The organism is Vallitalea pronyensis (assembly GCF_018141445.1).
Lineage (GTDB): Bacteria > Bacillota > Clostridia > Lachnospirales > Vallitaleaceae > Vallitalea > Vallitalea pronyensis.
In genome coordinates this window covers 5,420,081-5,436,137 of record NZ_CP058649.1, presented here as the reverse complement: position 1 = coordinate 5,436,137, position 16,057 = coordinate 5,420,081, and the positions used below count along the sequence as shown (strand labels likewise).

The 16,057-nt window shown below is 35.9% G+C and carries 13 protein-coding genes and 1 riboswitch; of the genes, 12 read left to right on the top strand and 1 reads right to left on the bottom strand.

What is annotated here, in order from left to right; genetic code table 11:
- Positions 1 to 117: 117 nt before the first annotated feature.
- The 7 genes from HZI73_RS22720 (at position 118) to rimI (ending at position 6,930) form a co-directional block, all read left to right on the top strand.
- On the top strand, positions 118 to 1,833 hold the full coding sequence (locus HZI73_RS22720; RefSeq protein WP_246552257.1) for an ABC transporter ATP-binding protein: 1,716 nt from the start codon (positions 118 to 120) through the stop codon (positions 1,831 to 1,833).
- On the top strand, positions 1,830 to 3,605 hold the full coding sequence (locus HZI73_RS22715; protein ID WP_212695622.1) for an ABC transporter ATP-binding protein: 1,776 nt from the start codon (positions 1,830 to 1,832) through the stop codon (positions 3,603 to 3,605). Before HZI73_RS22720 ends, HZI73_RS22715 begins: the two co-directional genes overlap by 4 nt.
- Positions 3,606 to 3,747: 142 nt before the next feature.
- Positions 3,748 to 3,862: riboswitch (FMN riboswitch) on the top strand.
- 193 nt (positions 3,863 to 4,055) lie between these two features.
- Positions 4,056 to 4,637 (top strand): ECF transporter S component, encoded by a 582-nt coding sequence (locus HZI73_RS22710; protein WP_212695621.1) that lies wholly within the window; start codon positions 4,056 to 4,058, stop codon positions 4,635 to 4,637.
- 114 nt (positions 4,638 to 4,751) lie between these two features.
- On the top strand, positions 4,752 to 5,318 hold the full coding sequence (locus HZI73_RS22705) for a YcxB family protein (RefSeq protein WP_212695620.1): 567 nt from the start codon (positions 4,752 to 4,754) through the stop codon (positions 5,316 to 5,318).
- Positions 5,308 to 5,781, top strand: coding sequence for a tRNA (adenosine(37)-N6)-threonylcarbamoyltransferase complex ATPase subunit type 1 TsaE (gene tsaE, locus HZI73_RS22700; protein WP_212695619.1), 474 nt, complete (start codon positions 5,308 to 5,310; stop codon positions 5,779 to 5,781). Before HZI73_RS22705 ends, tsaE begins: the two co-directional genes overlap by 11 nt.
- Before the next feature lies 1 nt (position 5,782).
- Positions 5,783 to 6,496, top strand: a complete 714-nt coding sequence (gene tsaB, locus HZI73_RS22695; RefSeq protein ID WP_212695618.1) for a tRNA (adenosine(37)-N6)-threonylcarbamoyltransferase complex dimerization subunit type 1 TsaB — start codon at positions 5,783 to 5,785, stop codon at positions 6,494 to 6,496.
- Entirely contained in the window at positions 6,487 to 6,930 is a 444-nt protein-coding gene (gene rimI, locus HZI73_RS22690; RefSeq protein ID WP_212695617.1) for a ribosomal protein S18-alanine N-acetyltransferase, read from the top strand. Before tsaB ends, rimI begins: the two co-directional genes overlap by 10 nt.
- Before the next feature lie 137 nt (positions 6,931 to 7,067).
- On the opposite strand, the gene HZI73_RS22685 is transcribed toward rimI, so the two are convergent.
- Positions 7,068 to 8,141 carry a uroporphyrinogen decarboxylase family protein gene (locus HZI73_RS22685; RefSeq protein ID WP_212695616.1) on the bottom strand — a complete coding sequence of 358 codons (1,074 nt, stop codon included), beginning with the start codon at positions 8,139 to 8,141 and terminating at the stop codon, positions 7,068 to 7,070.
- A gap of 112 nt (positions 8,142 to 8,253) precedes the next feature.
- Between HZI73_RS22685 and HZI73_RS22680 the strand changes: the two genes are divergently transcribed.
- From HZI73_RS22680 to HZI73_RS22660, 5 genes are all read left to right on the top strand, one after another.
- A complete protein-coding gene (locus tag HZI73_RS22680; protein ID WP_212695615.1) occupies positions 8,254 to 9,132 on the top strand; it encodes an AraC family transcriptional regulator in 879 nt (292 codons plus the stop codon).
- Between the two features lie 206 nt (positions 9,133 to 9,338).
- Entirely contained in the window at positions 9,339 to 11,687 is a 2,349-nt protein-coding gene (locus tag HZI73_RS22675; protein WP_212695614.1) for an ATP-binding protein, read from the top strand.
- Positions 11,688 to 12,076: 389 nt separating this feature from the next.
- Positions 12,077 to 14,068 carry a transketolase gene (tkt, locus tag HZI73_RS22670; protein WP_212695613.1) on the top strand — a complete coding sequence of 664 codons (1,992 nt, stop codon included), beginning with the start codon at positions 12,077 to 12,079 and terminating at the stop codon, positions 14,066 to 14,068.
- A gap of 523 nt (positions 14,069 to 14,591) precedes the next feature.
- Positions 14,592 to 14,834 carry a hypothetical protein gene (locus HZI73_RS22665; RefSeq protein WP_212695612.1) on the top strand — a complete coding sequence of 81 codons (243 nt, stop codon included), beginning with the start codon at positions 14,592 to 14,594 and terminating at the stop codon, positions 14,832 to 14,834.
- A gap of 275 nt (positions 14,835 to 15,109) precedes the next feature.
- Positions 15,110 to 16,018 carry a ribonuclease Z gene (locus HZI73_RS22660; protein WP_212695611.1) on the top strand — a complete coding sequence of 303 codons (909 nt, stop codon included), beginning with the start codon at positions 15,110 to 15,112 and terminating at the stop codon, positions 16,016 to 16,018.
- Positions 16,019 to 16,057: the final 39 nt, after the last annotated feature.

Below are 16,057 nucleotides of genomic sequence, written 5' to 3'. Positions count from 1 at the left end.
GATTAAAATAGGTTGCTATTAATATCTTACTGAAAATGAGGTAAAATAATGAAAATAGAGAACCGTGAATACAAAATGTGGGATTTCATCAAGATACCTTTTTCAATTTCGCCTGGATTGGTAATTTTACGTGTGTTATTTGATAAAATAATACATGCTATGATACCATCTCTACAAGTATTGGCGACTGCAAGTTTCATTGATACCTCTATCAAAGTCTACAACGGGCAAGCTGAAAAAAGCCAAATCGCTTTACCCATAATTTCTATTATACTTTTAATTTCTTATGAATATTTAATGGCACTTACTGGTTTAGTACGTGAAAAGTTGAGCATAAAGTTAACAGAGACTTTTCGTACCGCTGTTGCCGAAAAACGTGCTAAATTAGAATACTATCATGTGGAATATAACGACACATGGGAGTTAATTGAGCGCGTGGGAAAAAACACCACTGAATGGCTTAATAGTGGTTTTGATAACTTGACAGATATAGGTAAGATTTTTATCCGTATAGGCTCCGTTTTAACTATATTGGTTGTTCAAGTCTGGTGGGCGGCATTATTGATAGTGACATTTTCAATTCCGTTATTTTGGCTGGCTATCAGAAGCGGTAAAGCAAATTATAAAGCTTCTATAGAAGCTAAAAAACATACACGTAGAGCCGACTATCTTCAAGATCTATTGTCTGGACGAGAAAATGTGGAAGAACGGGCGTTGTTTGACTATTCTGCAGAGATTAATAAGCGATATAAGGAAAAATACTTTAAGGCCTATAACATAGATTTTATAACCCAACGTCATTATTTTGTGAAAATGAGAGGTTCCGGTATCATAACGACGGTGGTTTCTATCTTTATTGCGGGGGTGCTTATTTCTCCATTGGCTTCGGGTGAAATCACCATTGGTATGTTTACCAGCATTATCTCGGCAGCATTTGGATTAGTACGTATGATGTCATTGGAATTGATAAACACGACAAGCAATTTAGCAAAAAGTCATGAATACATGCATGATTTATCTGCCTTTAGCAATCTCTCTGAAACTCTAGGGGCATTTGATTTGCCTTCCGATAATGTTCAAGAACCCAAATGTATTGAATTTAGTAATGTATCATTTGCTTACCCTGGTACGGATTTGGTCATTCTTAAAAATCTTAATCTTAAGCTATTTGCTAAAAAGCATTATGCATTTGTTGGCGTTAATGGAGCAGGAAAGTCCACACTTATAAAACTCTTAGTCGGTTTATACGATAACTACACAGGAGATATTCTCATTGATGGTAAAAATTTACGTGATTTTTCACAAGGAGAATTGAAAGCATTGTTTTCAATTGTTTATCAAGATTTTGCTAAATATCAGATTTCCATAAAGGACAGTATAGGGATAGGAAATATCCAAGGTGTATCAATTCAAAAGATAATGGATGTTATAAATATCCTAGGACTTAATGATGTCATATCCAAATTACCAGAAGGATTAAATACACCATTAGGGAGGATAAAAGACAGAGGCGTAGACTTGTCAGGGGGAGAATGGCAGAGAGTAGCCATCGCTCGCTCGCTTATAAGTCGCTCTACAGTACATATTCTTGACGAGCCCACTGCTGCTCTTGATCCTGTTGCAGAAAGTGAGATATACGAATTATTTGATAAGATAAGTAAAGATAAATCAACTATCTTCATCACCCATCGTTTAGGTGCAGCTCGCATTGCTGACGAGATTTTTGTTATCGCTGATGGTCATGTAACCGAGCATGGCACACATGAAGAACTTCTCAATAAAGGTGGCATCTATGCTGAGATGTTTGAGTCTCAAAGGGGGTGGTACGCGTGAAAAAAGTTAATGTGGTCAAGATATTTATAAAAATGCTTCCAAGATATGCACGCGTTTCCCTTCCAATGTTTATTGTATTACAGACCTTAAGTGTAGCACATGGGATTTTCATTGGATTGTTAGCGCCTTCAATGCAGTTGTTTTTTGATAGAGTAGAAAATTACGCTATGGGGCAAAGGCCACTATCAGCTGCTATTACAGGTTTAATCATCTTAGGTTTCGTACAGATTGGTAGCTCTATAATTGCTGGCATTGTCCAATTTACTCGGAAAATGTATTACAACAGAGCAGAAGGGGTTTTTTCACTTGAGCTACATGAGAAAATCAATAAACTCCCACCAATATGTTTTGAAGACACTAAAATGCTTAATCATATGAATAAAGCGTTCAAAGGGAAAAGCGAATCAGTACAGTTTACCGAGAGGATTATAGGGAGTATTACCTTTTTTGCTGTTTACTTTATAATTATGTCGGCTTATCTATTTAGAGTTAAACCGATTCTAATCATTTCTCTCCTATTAATTTTTATACCGGTATTACTAACACAAATTTTACGCACCAAATTTTTTACGAAAGCAGAGGATAAATCAGCCCCTTTACGCAGGGAGTTTGATTATTACGAAAACTGTATGACTGGAAGAGCATATTTTAAAGAAACCCGTCTTTTGGGAGCTTTTATGTTTTTTAGAAAACAATATAAAGATACTTTATCTATTCTAAATAAAATCAGGTTCCACGCCGTAGTAAAATCAGATCTAGCACAATTGGGTGTGCAGATGCTGTCCCTTGGGGGGCATATTGGCATCTTGCTTTTGTTACTTAATGCGTTGCTGAATGGTCATATAAGTGTTGGTGCGTTTGTGGCCATATTTGCTTCTGTTGATGCTATGTTTCATCTAATGACCAGGTGGATATGTTATAATCTGGGGGATGTGGCCAGCAGTTTCGGAAGGGTACAACATTATCTAAATTTTTTACAAATACCAGAAAATAATGGGATGGATGTACAGGTTCCAAAAAATATGGACATATCTTTAAGGGATGTATCTTTTACATATCCCAATGCAAATCTTAGGGCAGTAAAGTCCATATCATTCCATATCAAAAATGGTGAAACCGTAGCAGTAGTTGGGGAAAACGGGTCAGGTAAATCAACTTTAATACGTCTGATTACTGGCTTATATGTACCTGATGAAGGGGATGTACTGTATGGAAAAATTAATACGAAAGAAATTTCAGGTAGGTCATTGTTCAAAAATATATCTGCAGTGTTTCAAAAATTTCAATGCTATCAAATGACCTTGGGTGATAATATTTGCATTAGTCATATTGATATCAGTAAAGATGACTCAGGGTTAGATAAAATATGTGTCCAAGCAGGATTAGATAAAAACGATAGTCAATTTATCGATGGGTATAATACCATGCTATCAAGAGAGTTTGATGGCGTTGATATATCTGGTGGTCAATGGCAACGTATTGCTATTGCACGAAGTTATTATCGTAAGCATCGTATCATCGTACTTGATGAACCTACAGCAGCTATTGACCCCATTGAAGAAACAAGGATCTATAATCAGTTTGCGAAAATTTCAAAGAACAAGACAGCTATTATTGTTACACATCGGCTTGGCTCCATAAAGCTGGCTGACAGAATATTAGTTATGAAACAGGGTAAACTAGTTGAACAAGGGACACATGCAGAGTTATTGACAAACGAAGGTGAATATGCACGCTTATATAAATCTCAAGAGCGATGGTATAAAGACTAAACTTCATTAATTAAATAAATTGTATCTTAATATAACCCTTAACTTAATGCTTGTTGATTATTAAAAGAATGAAAAATTACATTGACAATTGTTAAACAATCTCATATAATAACATTAAGAAGTAACTTACAACTTAAGATCGGAAATTCTTCAGGGCAGGGTGAAATTCCCGACCGGCGGTTATAGTCCGCGAGCCTAACGGCTGACTTGGTGTAATTCCAAGACCGACAGTATAGTCTGGATGAGAGAAGAAATGTATTTTATGCATGATGATATGCACCTTGAAGACGATAACTTCAAGGTGTTTTTTATGTTCATAAGTATAGGATAAATGCTTGTGTATCCTGCTAAAATAAAAGCAACCTGAACGGATAATGAATTTCCTTTCTACTTATTATGTCACGTATAGGACTTAAAGGTCCTATCACCATGAAAAGGAGAATCAATAAAATGGAAAAAGTTCATAAGTTTCAAGGTTTGCATCAAAAAAGAAAGATTGATACCATTCACTTAGTTAAAATTGCTTTTTTATCAGCTATTGCTTACGTCATCTTTTTAATTGAATTTCCCATACCTTATTTTCCACCTTTCTTAGAGATTGATTTTAGTGATATTGTTGCTATATTAGGCGGCATCATGTTAGGTCCTCTTGCTGCGGTATTCATTGAAATTATAAAAAATGCGTTACGATTTGTCTTGTTTAACTCAGGGACAGGTGGTATTGGTGAATTAGCCAATATAATAGTAGGCATCGCTTATGTGTTACCCTTTTGCTTAATCTTTCGTGTCAATAATCTGAAGCGGTTTATACTGGGAAGTTTAGCAGGTATCACAAGCATGACACTCTTTGCAAGTTTGGCTAATTATTTTATCCTTATTCCAGTATATACAGGGATCAATATGCATGCAGAAAAAATGGATATGATTATTAAATTGTATGGACCTTTTAATATTGTTAAAGGCGTTATCATAACTTTAGTAGGTTATATAGCCATTAAGGCATTTAAGCAAATTCTACCTAAATTTTATTAAAACTGGGGGGTTATCTATAAACGATAACCCTATTTTTATGCTTATCTACTGGATATATTTCGACAAAAATGCTATAATACCATTCAAAGATATCTTAAGTATTGGAGGAACATTATGGCTGAAAAAAATAAAGAAGTTACCCTTAACATAAAAATTAGTGATAAAGATATGTTTATATTTATGGCAAGTCATGTCTATGGGAAATTAAGCGGCAAGCTGTCTCTCGCTTTTAGTATCATCTGTTTAGCTATCTTTCCATTTTCTTTTGGGTGGAATGATTTACTGATGACCATGGTATTATTATTTGGAGCGATGATCTATCTCGTCATAACACCCATCATGCTGTTCTTACAGTCCAAAAAGCAAGTAGCCACTATACCTGTTTTTCAAGATCCCATTGCCTATAAAATGGATGCAGAAGCATTGAGTGTATTACAGGCTGGAGAATGGATAGAATTTAGATGGGAAAATCTCTATAAAGTGACGGAAACAAAATGGCAGCTATTATTTTACGTGGCAAAAGACCAATCGTTTATTATACCTAAACGTCTCATTGAGGATCAAGAGGATATTTTATATATCCGAAAGATTGTATCAGATAAAATGAAGCCATCCCGTGTAAAATTTAAAAAAGAAAAAGCGGATCGTACCATAGAAGATTCATCAATAGATGCTAAGTGACGAAGAAGATAAGCATGAAGGGAAGATATCATTGATTTATGAAACATATACAACGAAGGATACAGAAGATATAGGGCAAAAGCTTGGTGAAGAAGCTAAAGCTGGCGGTTTGTATGCTTTAATAGGTGACCTGGGTGTGGGTAAAACTGTTTTCACCAAGGGGTTCGCCAGTGGTTTAGGCATCTTAGAACATGTCACCAGTCCAACCTTTACCATTGTTAATGAATATCATGATGGACGATTGCCTTTCTACCATTTTGATGTGTATCGTATAGAAGATGCCGAAGAAATGTATGAAATTGGCTATGAAGAATATTTTTATAATCATGGCGTATGTCTTGTTGAATGGGCCAATCGCATTGCAGACATCATGCCCGAAGAAACAACATGGATTACCATTGAAAAGGATTTAGAAAAAGGGTTGGATTATCGTCGTATAACCCTTCTTAATGGAGGAAACTAACATGAAATTATTAGCCATTGAAAGTTCGGCTATTGTGGCATCCATTGCCATAGCAGAAGATGACCGCTTAATCTGTGAATATACAAGTAATCATAAGAAAACCCATTCTCAGACCTTGATGCCAATGATTGAAGCAGTCAGTCAATTAATTGAACTTGATCTAAAAGAATTAGATGCTATTGCCATTGCAAATGGTCCAGGGTCCTTTACGGGGCTTCGTATAGGTGTTGCTACTGCAAAAGGCTTAGCACATGCTTTGGACATCCCCATTGTACCCGTGGGAACATTAGATGCATTGGCTTATAATATGGGACCTACAGATCAACTGATTTGCCCCATGATGGATGCAAGAAGAAATCAGGTATATACGGCATTATACAAATATGAACATCATCAGTTTACACAGATATTACCATCCACCGTTGTACCCATTGAAACCATATTCAATACCATTAAAGATCGACAGGAACAGGTTATTTTTCTAGGTGATGGTGTAGCACCTCATATAGAGAAGATACAAAATAATTTTGCAAAGGAAGAATATGTACTAGCGCCATTAAATAATAATATACAAAGAGCTGCTTCAGTTGCTGCCTTAGGCATGAATTATGCAAAAGAGGGAAAAGGTGAGAGTTACATGCATTTTGCACCGATCTATCTTAGAAAATCTCAGGCAGAGCGTGAATATGAAAGGAAACAGCATTCATGTACCTAGTAAGAGAAATGGAATTAGCCGACATCAAACAGGTTCATGCCATCGAAGTAAGTACCTTTACGACACCTTGGTCAGAAGCATCCTTCCGAGAAGAACTGGAAGGCAATAAACATTCACTGTATGTGGTGATTGAAGAAGAGGGAGAAATTCTTGCTTATGGCGGTTTATGGTCCATTGTAGGAGAAGGCCATATCACCAATATTGCAGTAAAAAAAGGTTTTAGGGGAAGAGGTTTTGGGAAAAAAGTCACAGAAACACTTATTGAGGAAGGAAAAGGAAAAGGGCTGAGAGCTTTTACTTTAGAAGTACGTAGAAGCAATAAGATTGCTATTTCATTGTATGAGGGCTTAGGATTTGTAAAAGCCGGTCTAAGATTAAGTTTTTATGATAAGCCAAAAGAAGATGCGATTATTATGTGGAAACGCCTGAGATAAAAGATGCTGTCTCATGAGAAAATACATGTCATTGTCTTGGTAAATAGGTAAATTTGGATACCTAAGAACCGATAATGACTGTTTTCATGAGACAGCATCTTCTTGTCTTTCAGGACACTTTCCATTTAACTTTCTAATCAATCCATGAGAGCGGCAGCAATCATGGCATAATAGTTTTCTTTTGGCACATAGGAGGGGACGCTGTTACCTGTGCCTAAGGCGTAGCCTCCTTTTTCATGGCTAAGTTCAAGCATTTTTCTAGAACGTTCATAGACCATCTGTGGTGTTTTCCTGCAAATAAAATCCATATCGATACCTCCTAGAACGGCTATGGAGCCTTGGAGTTTTTTATAAGAGGCTTCAACAGGTGTGATATTATCTTCATAGGAATGTTTTCCATCAAATTGGATATCGTGAATGATATCGTCCATAACACCCCATAGATTACCACATGAGTGCATAATAGCTTTTCTTCCTTTTGCGTGAGTAAGTGCAACGAATTTTTTATGCCAAGGAAGAATATATTGTCTAATGTCATTTGGAGAAATCATGGTCTGGGTAACAAATCCCCAATCATCATTAACGATACAAGCACCTACCACATCATACGCTAAACAGTTCTGGTAATAATCATATAAAATAGAACCTATTTTATCCACAATAGCTTGCAGCAGTTTTGGGTTATCAAACAACATAAAACACATACGGTCATATCCCACAAGGGCAGTGGTTATTTCTAGGACACCTCCAGGAGAGTAGACAATGGCTTTCATGCCTTTTGGTATGCTTTCTCCTAACACTGTCAAATAGGAATAGTCAATGGTATTGGCATCAGGCCATGGATAATTTCTAAAAGAAGCATCATCCTCAATCATGGATTGCTCATTGAGGGACAAGGATTCTAGATGGTGATGGTTGCCTGTTGGGAAATGAAAGTCCCAATGAGGAGATATGTTCACGTAATCATAACCCAGTCGTCGAAAAACCTTCGTGAGATAAAGGCATCTTTCATGAAAGTTATGTTGATGAATATGTTCATTGGGAACGATATCCTTATACAGCTCATCATTCATAAAGAACTCAAACAAAGTAGGACGATTAGGTCTTTCATGGTTAAGGATTTTTATCAAATTTTTAAAATCTGGCTCCCTAGATTGTGTGACAGATAAAATTGTTTCTTTCTTACTGAATGAGGGGTCATATTTAATCATTTTCTTGATTCTCCTTTTCGAGTTATGTTACACTTATTATAAAATCAGCTTTATAAAATTGGTACTTATTTATAATCAGAAACTATGCATATTTTATCAAAAAGGAGTAGCCATGAAAGCTTATTATGAAACCAATCAATTTAATAGTGAGGACTTTATCTATACGTTATGTAATGATGGGACAGTAGCAGGCATGACGGTACACCCTCATTGGCATGAGCTTATTGAAATACTTCATGTGGAAAAAGGTGAAGCCCTTCAATATGTGGAAGACCAAAGCTTTAAAATAACAGAAGGTGATATTGTTTTTATTGGTATGAACCAAATTCATGCCACCTATGCAGAACCTCAACACACAGCAAAGATTAACGTTTTTCAGTTAAATGCAGAAGCACTCATAGCAGGACCCAATGATGATAAAAAAAAGCTCATGGAGATGTTAAGTGGTAAATTAGATGTACCAAGGCCAATAAGAAGCCAGCATGAGCATCTAATTTCCATGCTTAAAAACATCATGTCCCTTATACAAGAAGCATCTTCAGAGCAGGAACAATTGGTTTCCAGATGTATGCTGCAATCGGAGTGCCATCAATTATTCGCCTACCTGATAGCTGCATATCCAGTGGATGAAAACTATAAAGGAAATGGTATGACGAAAAAGTCTAAGCTTGCCCTTGAAAAAGCTTTTCAATACATTGATGAACACTATAAATCCAAACTAACAGTTCAAGAAGTGGCATCCATTGCTGGCTACAGCGTCCCTCAATTTAATCGGTTAATGAAACGCTACACAGGCTTAAGTTTTGTAAATTATGTGAATAAATGCAGGGTATTCATGAGTATCGATAAGATGCTTCATGGTATGACCATAACAGAGGCAGCCTATGATAGCGGTTTTTTTAGCATTTCATCCTTTAATCGCTCGTTCTTAACCCATAGAGGTATTTCCCCTCGAGAATATCTAAAAAGATTTGAAGCAAATGACAGATAACATCATGAAGCAAGTTCTACTTTGACCCCATAAAAGAAAGGTGTTGTTCATCTAAAAAAGCCTCAACCATATGCTTTCTAAGTCCAATAAAAAAACAGTTGTAAACAGGGGAAAGTTCAATAATTTATTAACAAGACACCTTCTTTATGTATAAGATAAAGTATATGAAACTATAAAGGGCAAAGGGTATAGGGAGGAGCTGCTTAATGAAAGAATGTTATGAACTTTCCCATGAAGAATTGGATTTGAAGTCAGTTGTTCTGGAGGAATCAGATAGCGATAAAGATGAAGAAGATATATTTGTTGGGAATGGCAGAGTAAGAGAAATATTGGATTTTGGCCTTTTATTAGATGGAGCAGGATATAATATTTATTTATCAGCAAGTGAAGGACTAAACACCGTAGAATTTCTAAAAAAATTTCTAAAAAGTAAAAGTAAAAAGGATAATCCTCCTGATGATTGGTGTTATGTATATAATTTTAAACATGCTGATAAACCCAAAGTTTTGCGTTTGGATGCAGGTAAAGGTAAAAAATTCAAGCGTGTTCTTGAAAACTGTATAAAAGATGTCATCCTACAATCTAATGTCAAATTTGATAGTGCTGAATTTAAAAAAGTAGAATCTTGCCTGAAGGATGAATTTCTTACAAAAGGGGAAAGCAAGTTAGAAGAACTGAAAGATGACGCAAAGAAATTAGGTTTTTCCACCAACATAACGGATAAGGGAATCTATTTTATTCCTATTGTGGATGGTAAAAAAATAAGCGAAGAAAAATACGATGATTTGACAGTGGAAGAGCAAGAAACCATTATTGAAAATCTTAATATCATGGAAGATAAATCAGAAGATATCATGAAACAAGTGAAACGCTTGAAAAAGATATCCGAAGCGAAAGTTTTAAAACTACAGAATAAAATCCTTAGAATTATCATAGATGATATTTTTAAAAAACTAGAAAATGAATTTGAAACCAATAAAAAAGTGATAGCTTATGTGAAAGAGCTAAAAGAACATTTATTTAATAATATAAGAGAGATCCTATCTGAAGCAGATAGTCACGATACATTAAAAGATTTACTGAATGATGAAGATGGCAGTAATCTTGAAAAATATAAGGTAAATCTATTTATCGACAATTCAAGTGTAAAATCCTCTCCCATCATTTACTGTGAAAATCCATCTTATTATGAAATGTTTGGGAAAATTGAATACGAAAATGAATTGGGTGTCTATACAACCAATTACACCATGATAAAAAAAGGTGTTTTGCATAACGCCAATGGGGGATATTTGATTATTAACGTGGAAAATATCCTTAAAAGTGCTTTAACTTGGGAAACCTTAAAGAAAGTGATTAATAGTAAAAAGTTGGTATTCGAAAATATTAGAGAACAATTAGGTGCTTTGCCCATAAAAACAATAAAACCAGAACCTATACCCATAGACTTAAAAGTTATCTTAATAGGTAATGAGAATATCTACCGCTTACTATATGCTTATGATTCCGAATTTAAAGAACTGTATAAACTTCACGTACAGTTACGTACAGAAGTTGAAAAGAACAAGAAGATTATCAGTCGGTATTATCATTACTTTGATGAAGTATGCCATAAAAATGGGTATCATATGCTGACAAGTGATGCTAAAAACGAAGTGTTAAAATATGCATCCCGCGTTGCGGAAGATAGAAATAAACTCACAACTAAATTTTCAGTGCTGATTGATTTGATTTCAGAGGCCCATTTATGTGCAATTCATGAGGATATAAGTGTGATCAATGCGACCATGATTAAACAGGCACTCCATAAGCAAAAGAATCGTTCTGCCCTGTTAAAAGAAAATCTAAATGACTTATATGAAAAAGGAAAACTTATTATAGACTGTAAAGATAAAAAAGTTGGTCAGATTAATGGCATCGCTTTATCCGATTATAGTGAGAGTACCATTGCACGTATTATTCGTATTACAGCTGTCACCTACATGGGGAAACTAGGCGTTATTAATATTGAAAAAGAGAACAAACTTAGTGGCAGTATTTTTGATAAAGGCATTGGGATTTTATCGGGCTATATAGGAAATCGCTATGCCCAGGAGTATCCTTTTATGCTTAACTGCCAATTATGTTTTGAACAGGTTTACAATATTATTGATGGTGATAGTGCATCCTGTGCTGAATTGTATGCTATTTTATCAAGCTTATCAGAAATCCCCTTCGATCAAGGATTAGCCATTACAGGTTCTGTTGATCAGTTAGGTAATGTTCAGCCTATTGGTGGTGTGAATGATAAGATTAGGGGCTGTTATGATTTATTTAAAACAAAGGGACTAACAGGTGAACAAGGGGTAATTATCCCTAAACATAATGTGGATGAAATCATATTAGGTGATGATATATTAGATGATGTAAAAGCTGGTTTGTTCCATATATATGCTATTAGTAAGATAGAAGAAGGTGTGGAGATTTTTACAGACTTCACCATGAAAGATATTGATGAGAAGATACATGATAAGTTGAAGAGTAATTTTGAGAAGCGTATGGAGAAGAAATCGTAAAGGAACTGTTGTATAGATAGGTTTTCATTGCTAGATGGGTACAGATGAGGTAAGTTGTTGAGTAGTTAATAGCGAACATAGGGCTAGAAGCAAGGGAATATAGTAGATTTAGCTTGCCTTACCTTGAGGGGCGAGTCGGTCAGCGCTAAATCTACTATATTCCCTTTGCTAATGGCTCGTGTGATGTTTATTAAGTTTGTCTTAAGTGCAAAAGAATGAGAAGTTGCTATTAGTTTTTATATGTTGGACTTGCTATTATCCATAAATATGATACAATGCTATGTGAAAGGGTTATTTTAAAGATATCGTATAATTCTTTAGGGTGAGTAGCACATTAAGATTAAATGGTTAATAAAAGATTTTCTTAATATAGAAGGAGGAATTAGTAGATGGGAACAATTGATACAACAACAATTAATGCCATTCGATTATTATCGGCAGAAGGTGTTCAGAAAGCCAATTCAGGTCATCCTGGCCTGCCAATGGGAGCAGCACCTATGGCTTATGAATTATGGGCCAAGCATATGAAACACAATCCAAGCGATCCTAATTGGATAAATCGTGATCGCTTCATCTTATCAGCAGGACATGGTTCCATGTTACTGTACTCATTATTACACTTATTTGGATATGGACTAACCATTGATGATTTAAAAGCATTTAGACAATGGGGAAGTAAGACGCCAGGACATCCTGAGTATGGTCATACTGTAGGTGTAGATACGACAACTGGACCATTGGGTGCAGGATTTGCAACAGGTGTTGGTATGGCTATGGCAGAAGCAAATCTAGCGGCTAATTTTAATAAAGATGATTTTAAGATTGTGGATCATTACACCTATGCTATCGTTGGTGATGGCTGTATGATGGAGGGTATCACTTCAGAGGCGGCTTCATTAGCAGGTACATTAAAGCTTGGTAAATTCATTGCTTTATATGATTCAAATAAAATAACCATTGAAGGCAGTACAGATATTGCTTTTACAGAAGATGTAGCGAAGCGTTTTGAAGCCTATGGATGGCAAGTAATCACAGTTGAAGATGGTAACGATTTAGATGCCATTGGAAAAGCCATTGAAACAGCTAAAGGGGATTTGGAAAGACCCTCATTAATTGTTGTAAAGACTCAAATAGGCTATGGTTGTCCAGCAAAACAAGGGAAAGCTTCAGCACACGGAGAACCCCTTGGTGTAGATAATCTTGCTGAAACAAAGAAATTTTTTGAGTTCCCATTAGATCAGGAATTCCATGTGCCAGAAGAAGTATATAGCCATATGGATACCCTTAAAGAACAAGGTAAGCGTGAGCAGGAAGACTGGGATAGTATGTTTGCAGAATATGCTGCCAAGTACTCAGAGCTAGCTGACCAGTGGAAAATCTGGACAAGCAAAGAACTGCCCGTTGATTTATTGAATGATGAAGATTATTGGACCTTTGATAAGAAGCCTAATGCGACCCGTGCCGTTTCTGGTCAGATTATCAATCGTTTAACCAAATACTTACCTAATATGTTTGGTGGAGCAGCTGACCTTGCACCATCGACGAAGACATACATGACAGACAGAGGTGATTTCTCTGGTGATGATTATGCAGGTATGAACCTACACTTTGGTGTGAGAGAATTGGCTATGGCTGCTATGGCAAATGGTATTGCACTCCATGGAGCACACAAGCCTTTCTGCGCAACATTCTTTGTGTTTAGTGATTACATTAAGCCAAGTATTCGTTTATCAGCGCTGATGAACTTGCCTGTAACCTATGTGTTAACCCACGACAGTATTGGTGTTGGTGAAGATGGACCGACCCACCAACCCATTGAACAACTGGCTATGCTTAGAAGTGTACCAAACATGGTGACTTATCGTCCTGCCGATGCAAAAGAAACCGCAGCAGCATGGTATCATGCGATTTCATCCAAAGATACACCAACAGCACTTGTGTTAACAAGACAGAACCTTCCTTATTATGAAGAAACCAGCAAAGATGCTCTCAAAGGAGGGTATGTGTTAGTCGATTCTGAGAAAGATGTACCGGACATGTTATTAATGGCTAGCGGTTCAGAAGTTGAATGTGTCTACGAAGCAGCTAAAAAATTAAAAGCAGATGGTATTGATGTGCGTGTCATCAGTATGCCTTCTATGGATATCTATGATAGTCAGTCAGCAGCATACAAAGAAAGTGTTATGCCAAAAGCTGTAAGAAAACGTGTAGCTATTGAAGCAGGTGCCACAATGGGATGGTACAAATATGTAGGTCTTGATGGTGAAGTCATTGGTCTTGATCATTTTGGAGCATCAGCACCTGCAGCAAAAGTATTTGAAGCATTTGGTATCACTGCTGACCATACGTATGAAATAGCAAAAAAAGTATACGAGAATTAAGATAAATAGCGGGGAGAAATCCTCGCTATGTTTTTGTATCTTATACAAGGAAAGTTCTCAATTTAACAAATGAGATAGAAGCATTCTCATTTGTGCTAAGGAAACTTTCCTAACGACAAATCCGTTTTACGGAACGAGGCGTAGCCTCTTTTTGTTCTTGTGTAAGAAAGTCATGTATCTTGCTTACAATGAATCCTATTTTCCTTGGAAAGAAAAAGCACTGTCTCCATGATTAAAACATGAATTCCTTTTAAATAAAACGCAAAATCATGAATGGATAGTTTAAATATTCCAGTGCCTTATTGAAGAAATTACCTATATACAGATGAACATAGGAGCGTTATAATAATTCCATAGGAAGAAATCGTTTTGCATTACACATTACTTTAAGGTATGTAGGCAAAGAGATTGTTTTGTTATGCAAATGGGATGACAACCTTTTTGCAGGCAAAGCCAATTTGAATCACTTCAAAGAATAAAATCCTTAACACAACTAAAAACAACCTAGTGAGGGGATAAGCGAATGGAGAAATACGAAGAAAAAGTCATAAAAGATAACGTCCTAACAGAGGTATATTGTAACAAGTGTGGTAAGTTGATATATGATCAACATACTAAGAAAAAAGTCGATTATCTTAGCCTTACGAAAGAATGGGGATATTTCTCCAATAAGGATATGGAAATTCATAGTTTTGATTTATGTGAAGAATGTTATGATGAATTTATTGAAAGTTTTAAGTATCCTCCCAGCAAAACCAAAAAATAATGGGTCATAAAGACTGTTCCATCAATGCCTTTTCAACGTCTTCTATTTATAGACATATAACGATAAGCAATGATGCATTGGTTAGACAGTCTTATTACATAAAGGTAGAAACGATTAAAATGGTGACCTCACCATTTTTTTAATTTGAGATAAAATGTGCATACTTATAATAGAGATGACTGGTGAAGATGATAAGTTTATGTTACAATATTAAAGAATTTTAGAATGGAAAAGACAAAAGTTAAAGATACTTATACTGAGGAAGAGGTAGTAAAATGTTAGACGTATGTTTATTAGGTACAGGTGGGATGATGCCCTTACCAAATAGATGGTTAACTTCACTGATGTTGAGACATAATGGCAGCAACATGCTTATCGACTGCGGTGAAGGCACCCAAATATCTATCCGTCAGAAAGGATGGAGTTTTAAACCTATTGATGTCATATGTTTTACCCATTATCATGGGGATCATATAGGGGGATTACCTGGCTTATTATTAACCATTGGTAATTCAGATCGGCGTGAGCCCATTACACTAATAGGACCAAAGGGACTAGAGCGGGTTGTAAAAGGTCTTCGTGTTATAGCGCCTGAATTACCTTTTGCACTTGATTTTATTGAGTTACATGAGCAATACCATACGTTGCAGGTAAAAGGTTATACCCTTGAAGCCTATAAACTAAATCATAATGTGACATGTTATGGTTATAATGTTAATATTAATAGGCAAGGCAAGTTTCTAGTGGAAAAAGCAAAAGCATTAGGCTTACCGGTACAGTACTGGAATACTCTCCAAAAAGGTGGTACAGTGACTTATCAAGATAAAGAATATCAACCTGATGCAGTATTGGGAGCTCCTAGAAAAGGTATAAAACTCAGTTATTGCACGGATACCCGTCCAGTGAAAAACATAGAAATGCATGCAAAAGATGCGGATTTATTTATATGTGAAGGCATGTATGCTGATGAAGAAAAAGAAAACAGAGCCAATGAATACAAACATATGACTTTTGAAGAAGCAGCATCTTTAGCATCAAAAGCCCATGTAAAAGAATTATGGTTGACCCATTTTAGCCCATCGTTAGTTCGACCTAAAGATTATGTACATGTTGCGCAAAAATACTTTGAAAATACAAAAGTAGGTAAAGACCGCATGTCAACAACTTTAAAGTTTGAAGAATAAGGGTTATCCTTTTGCTGAGTTGATTCGATATATTATATA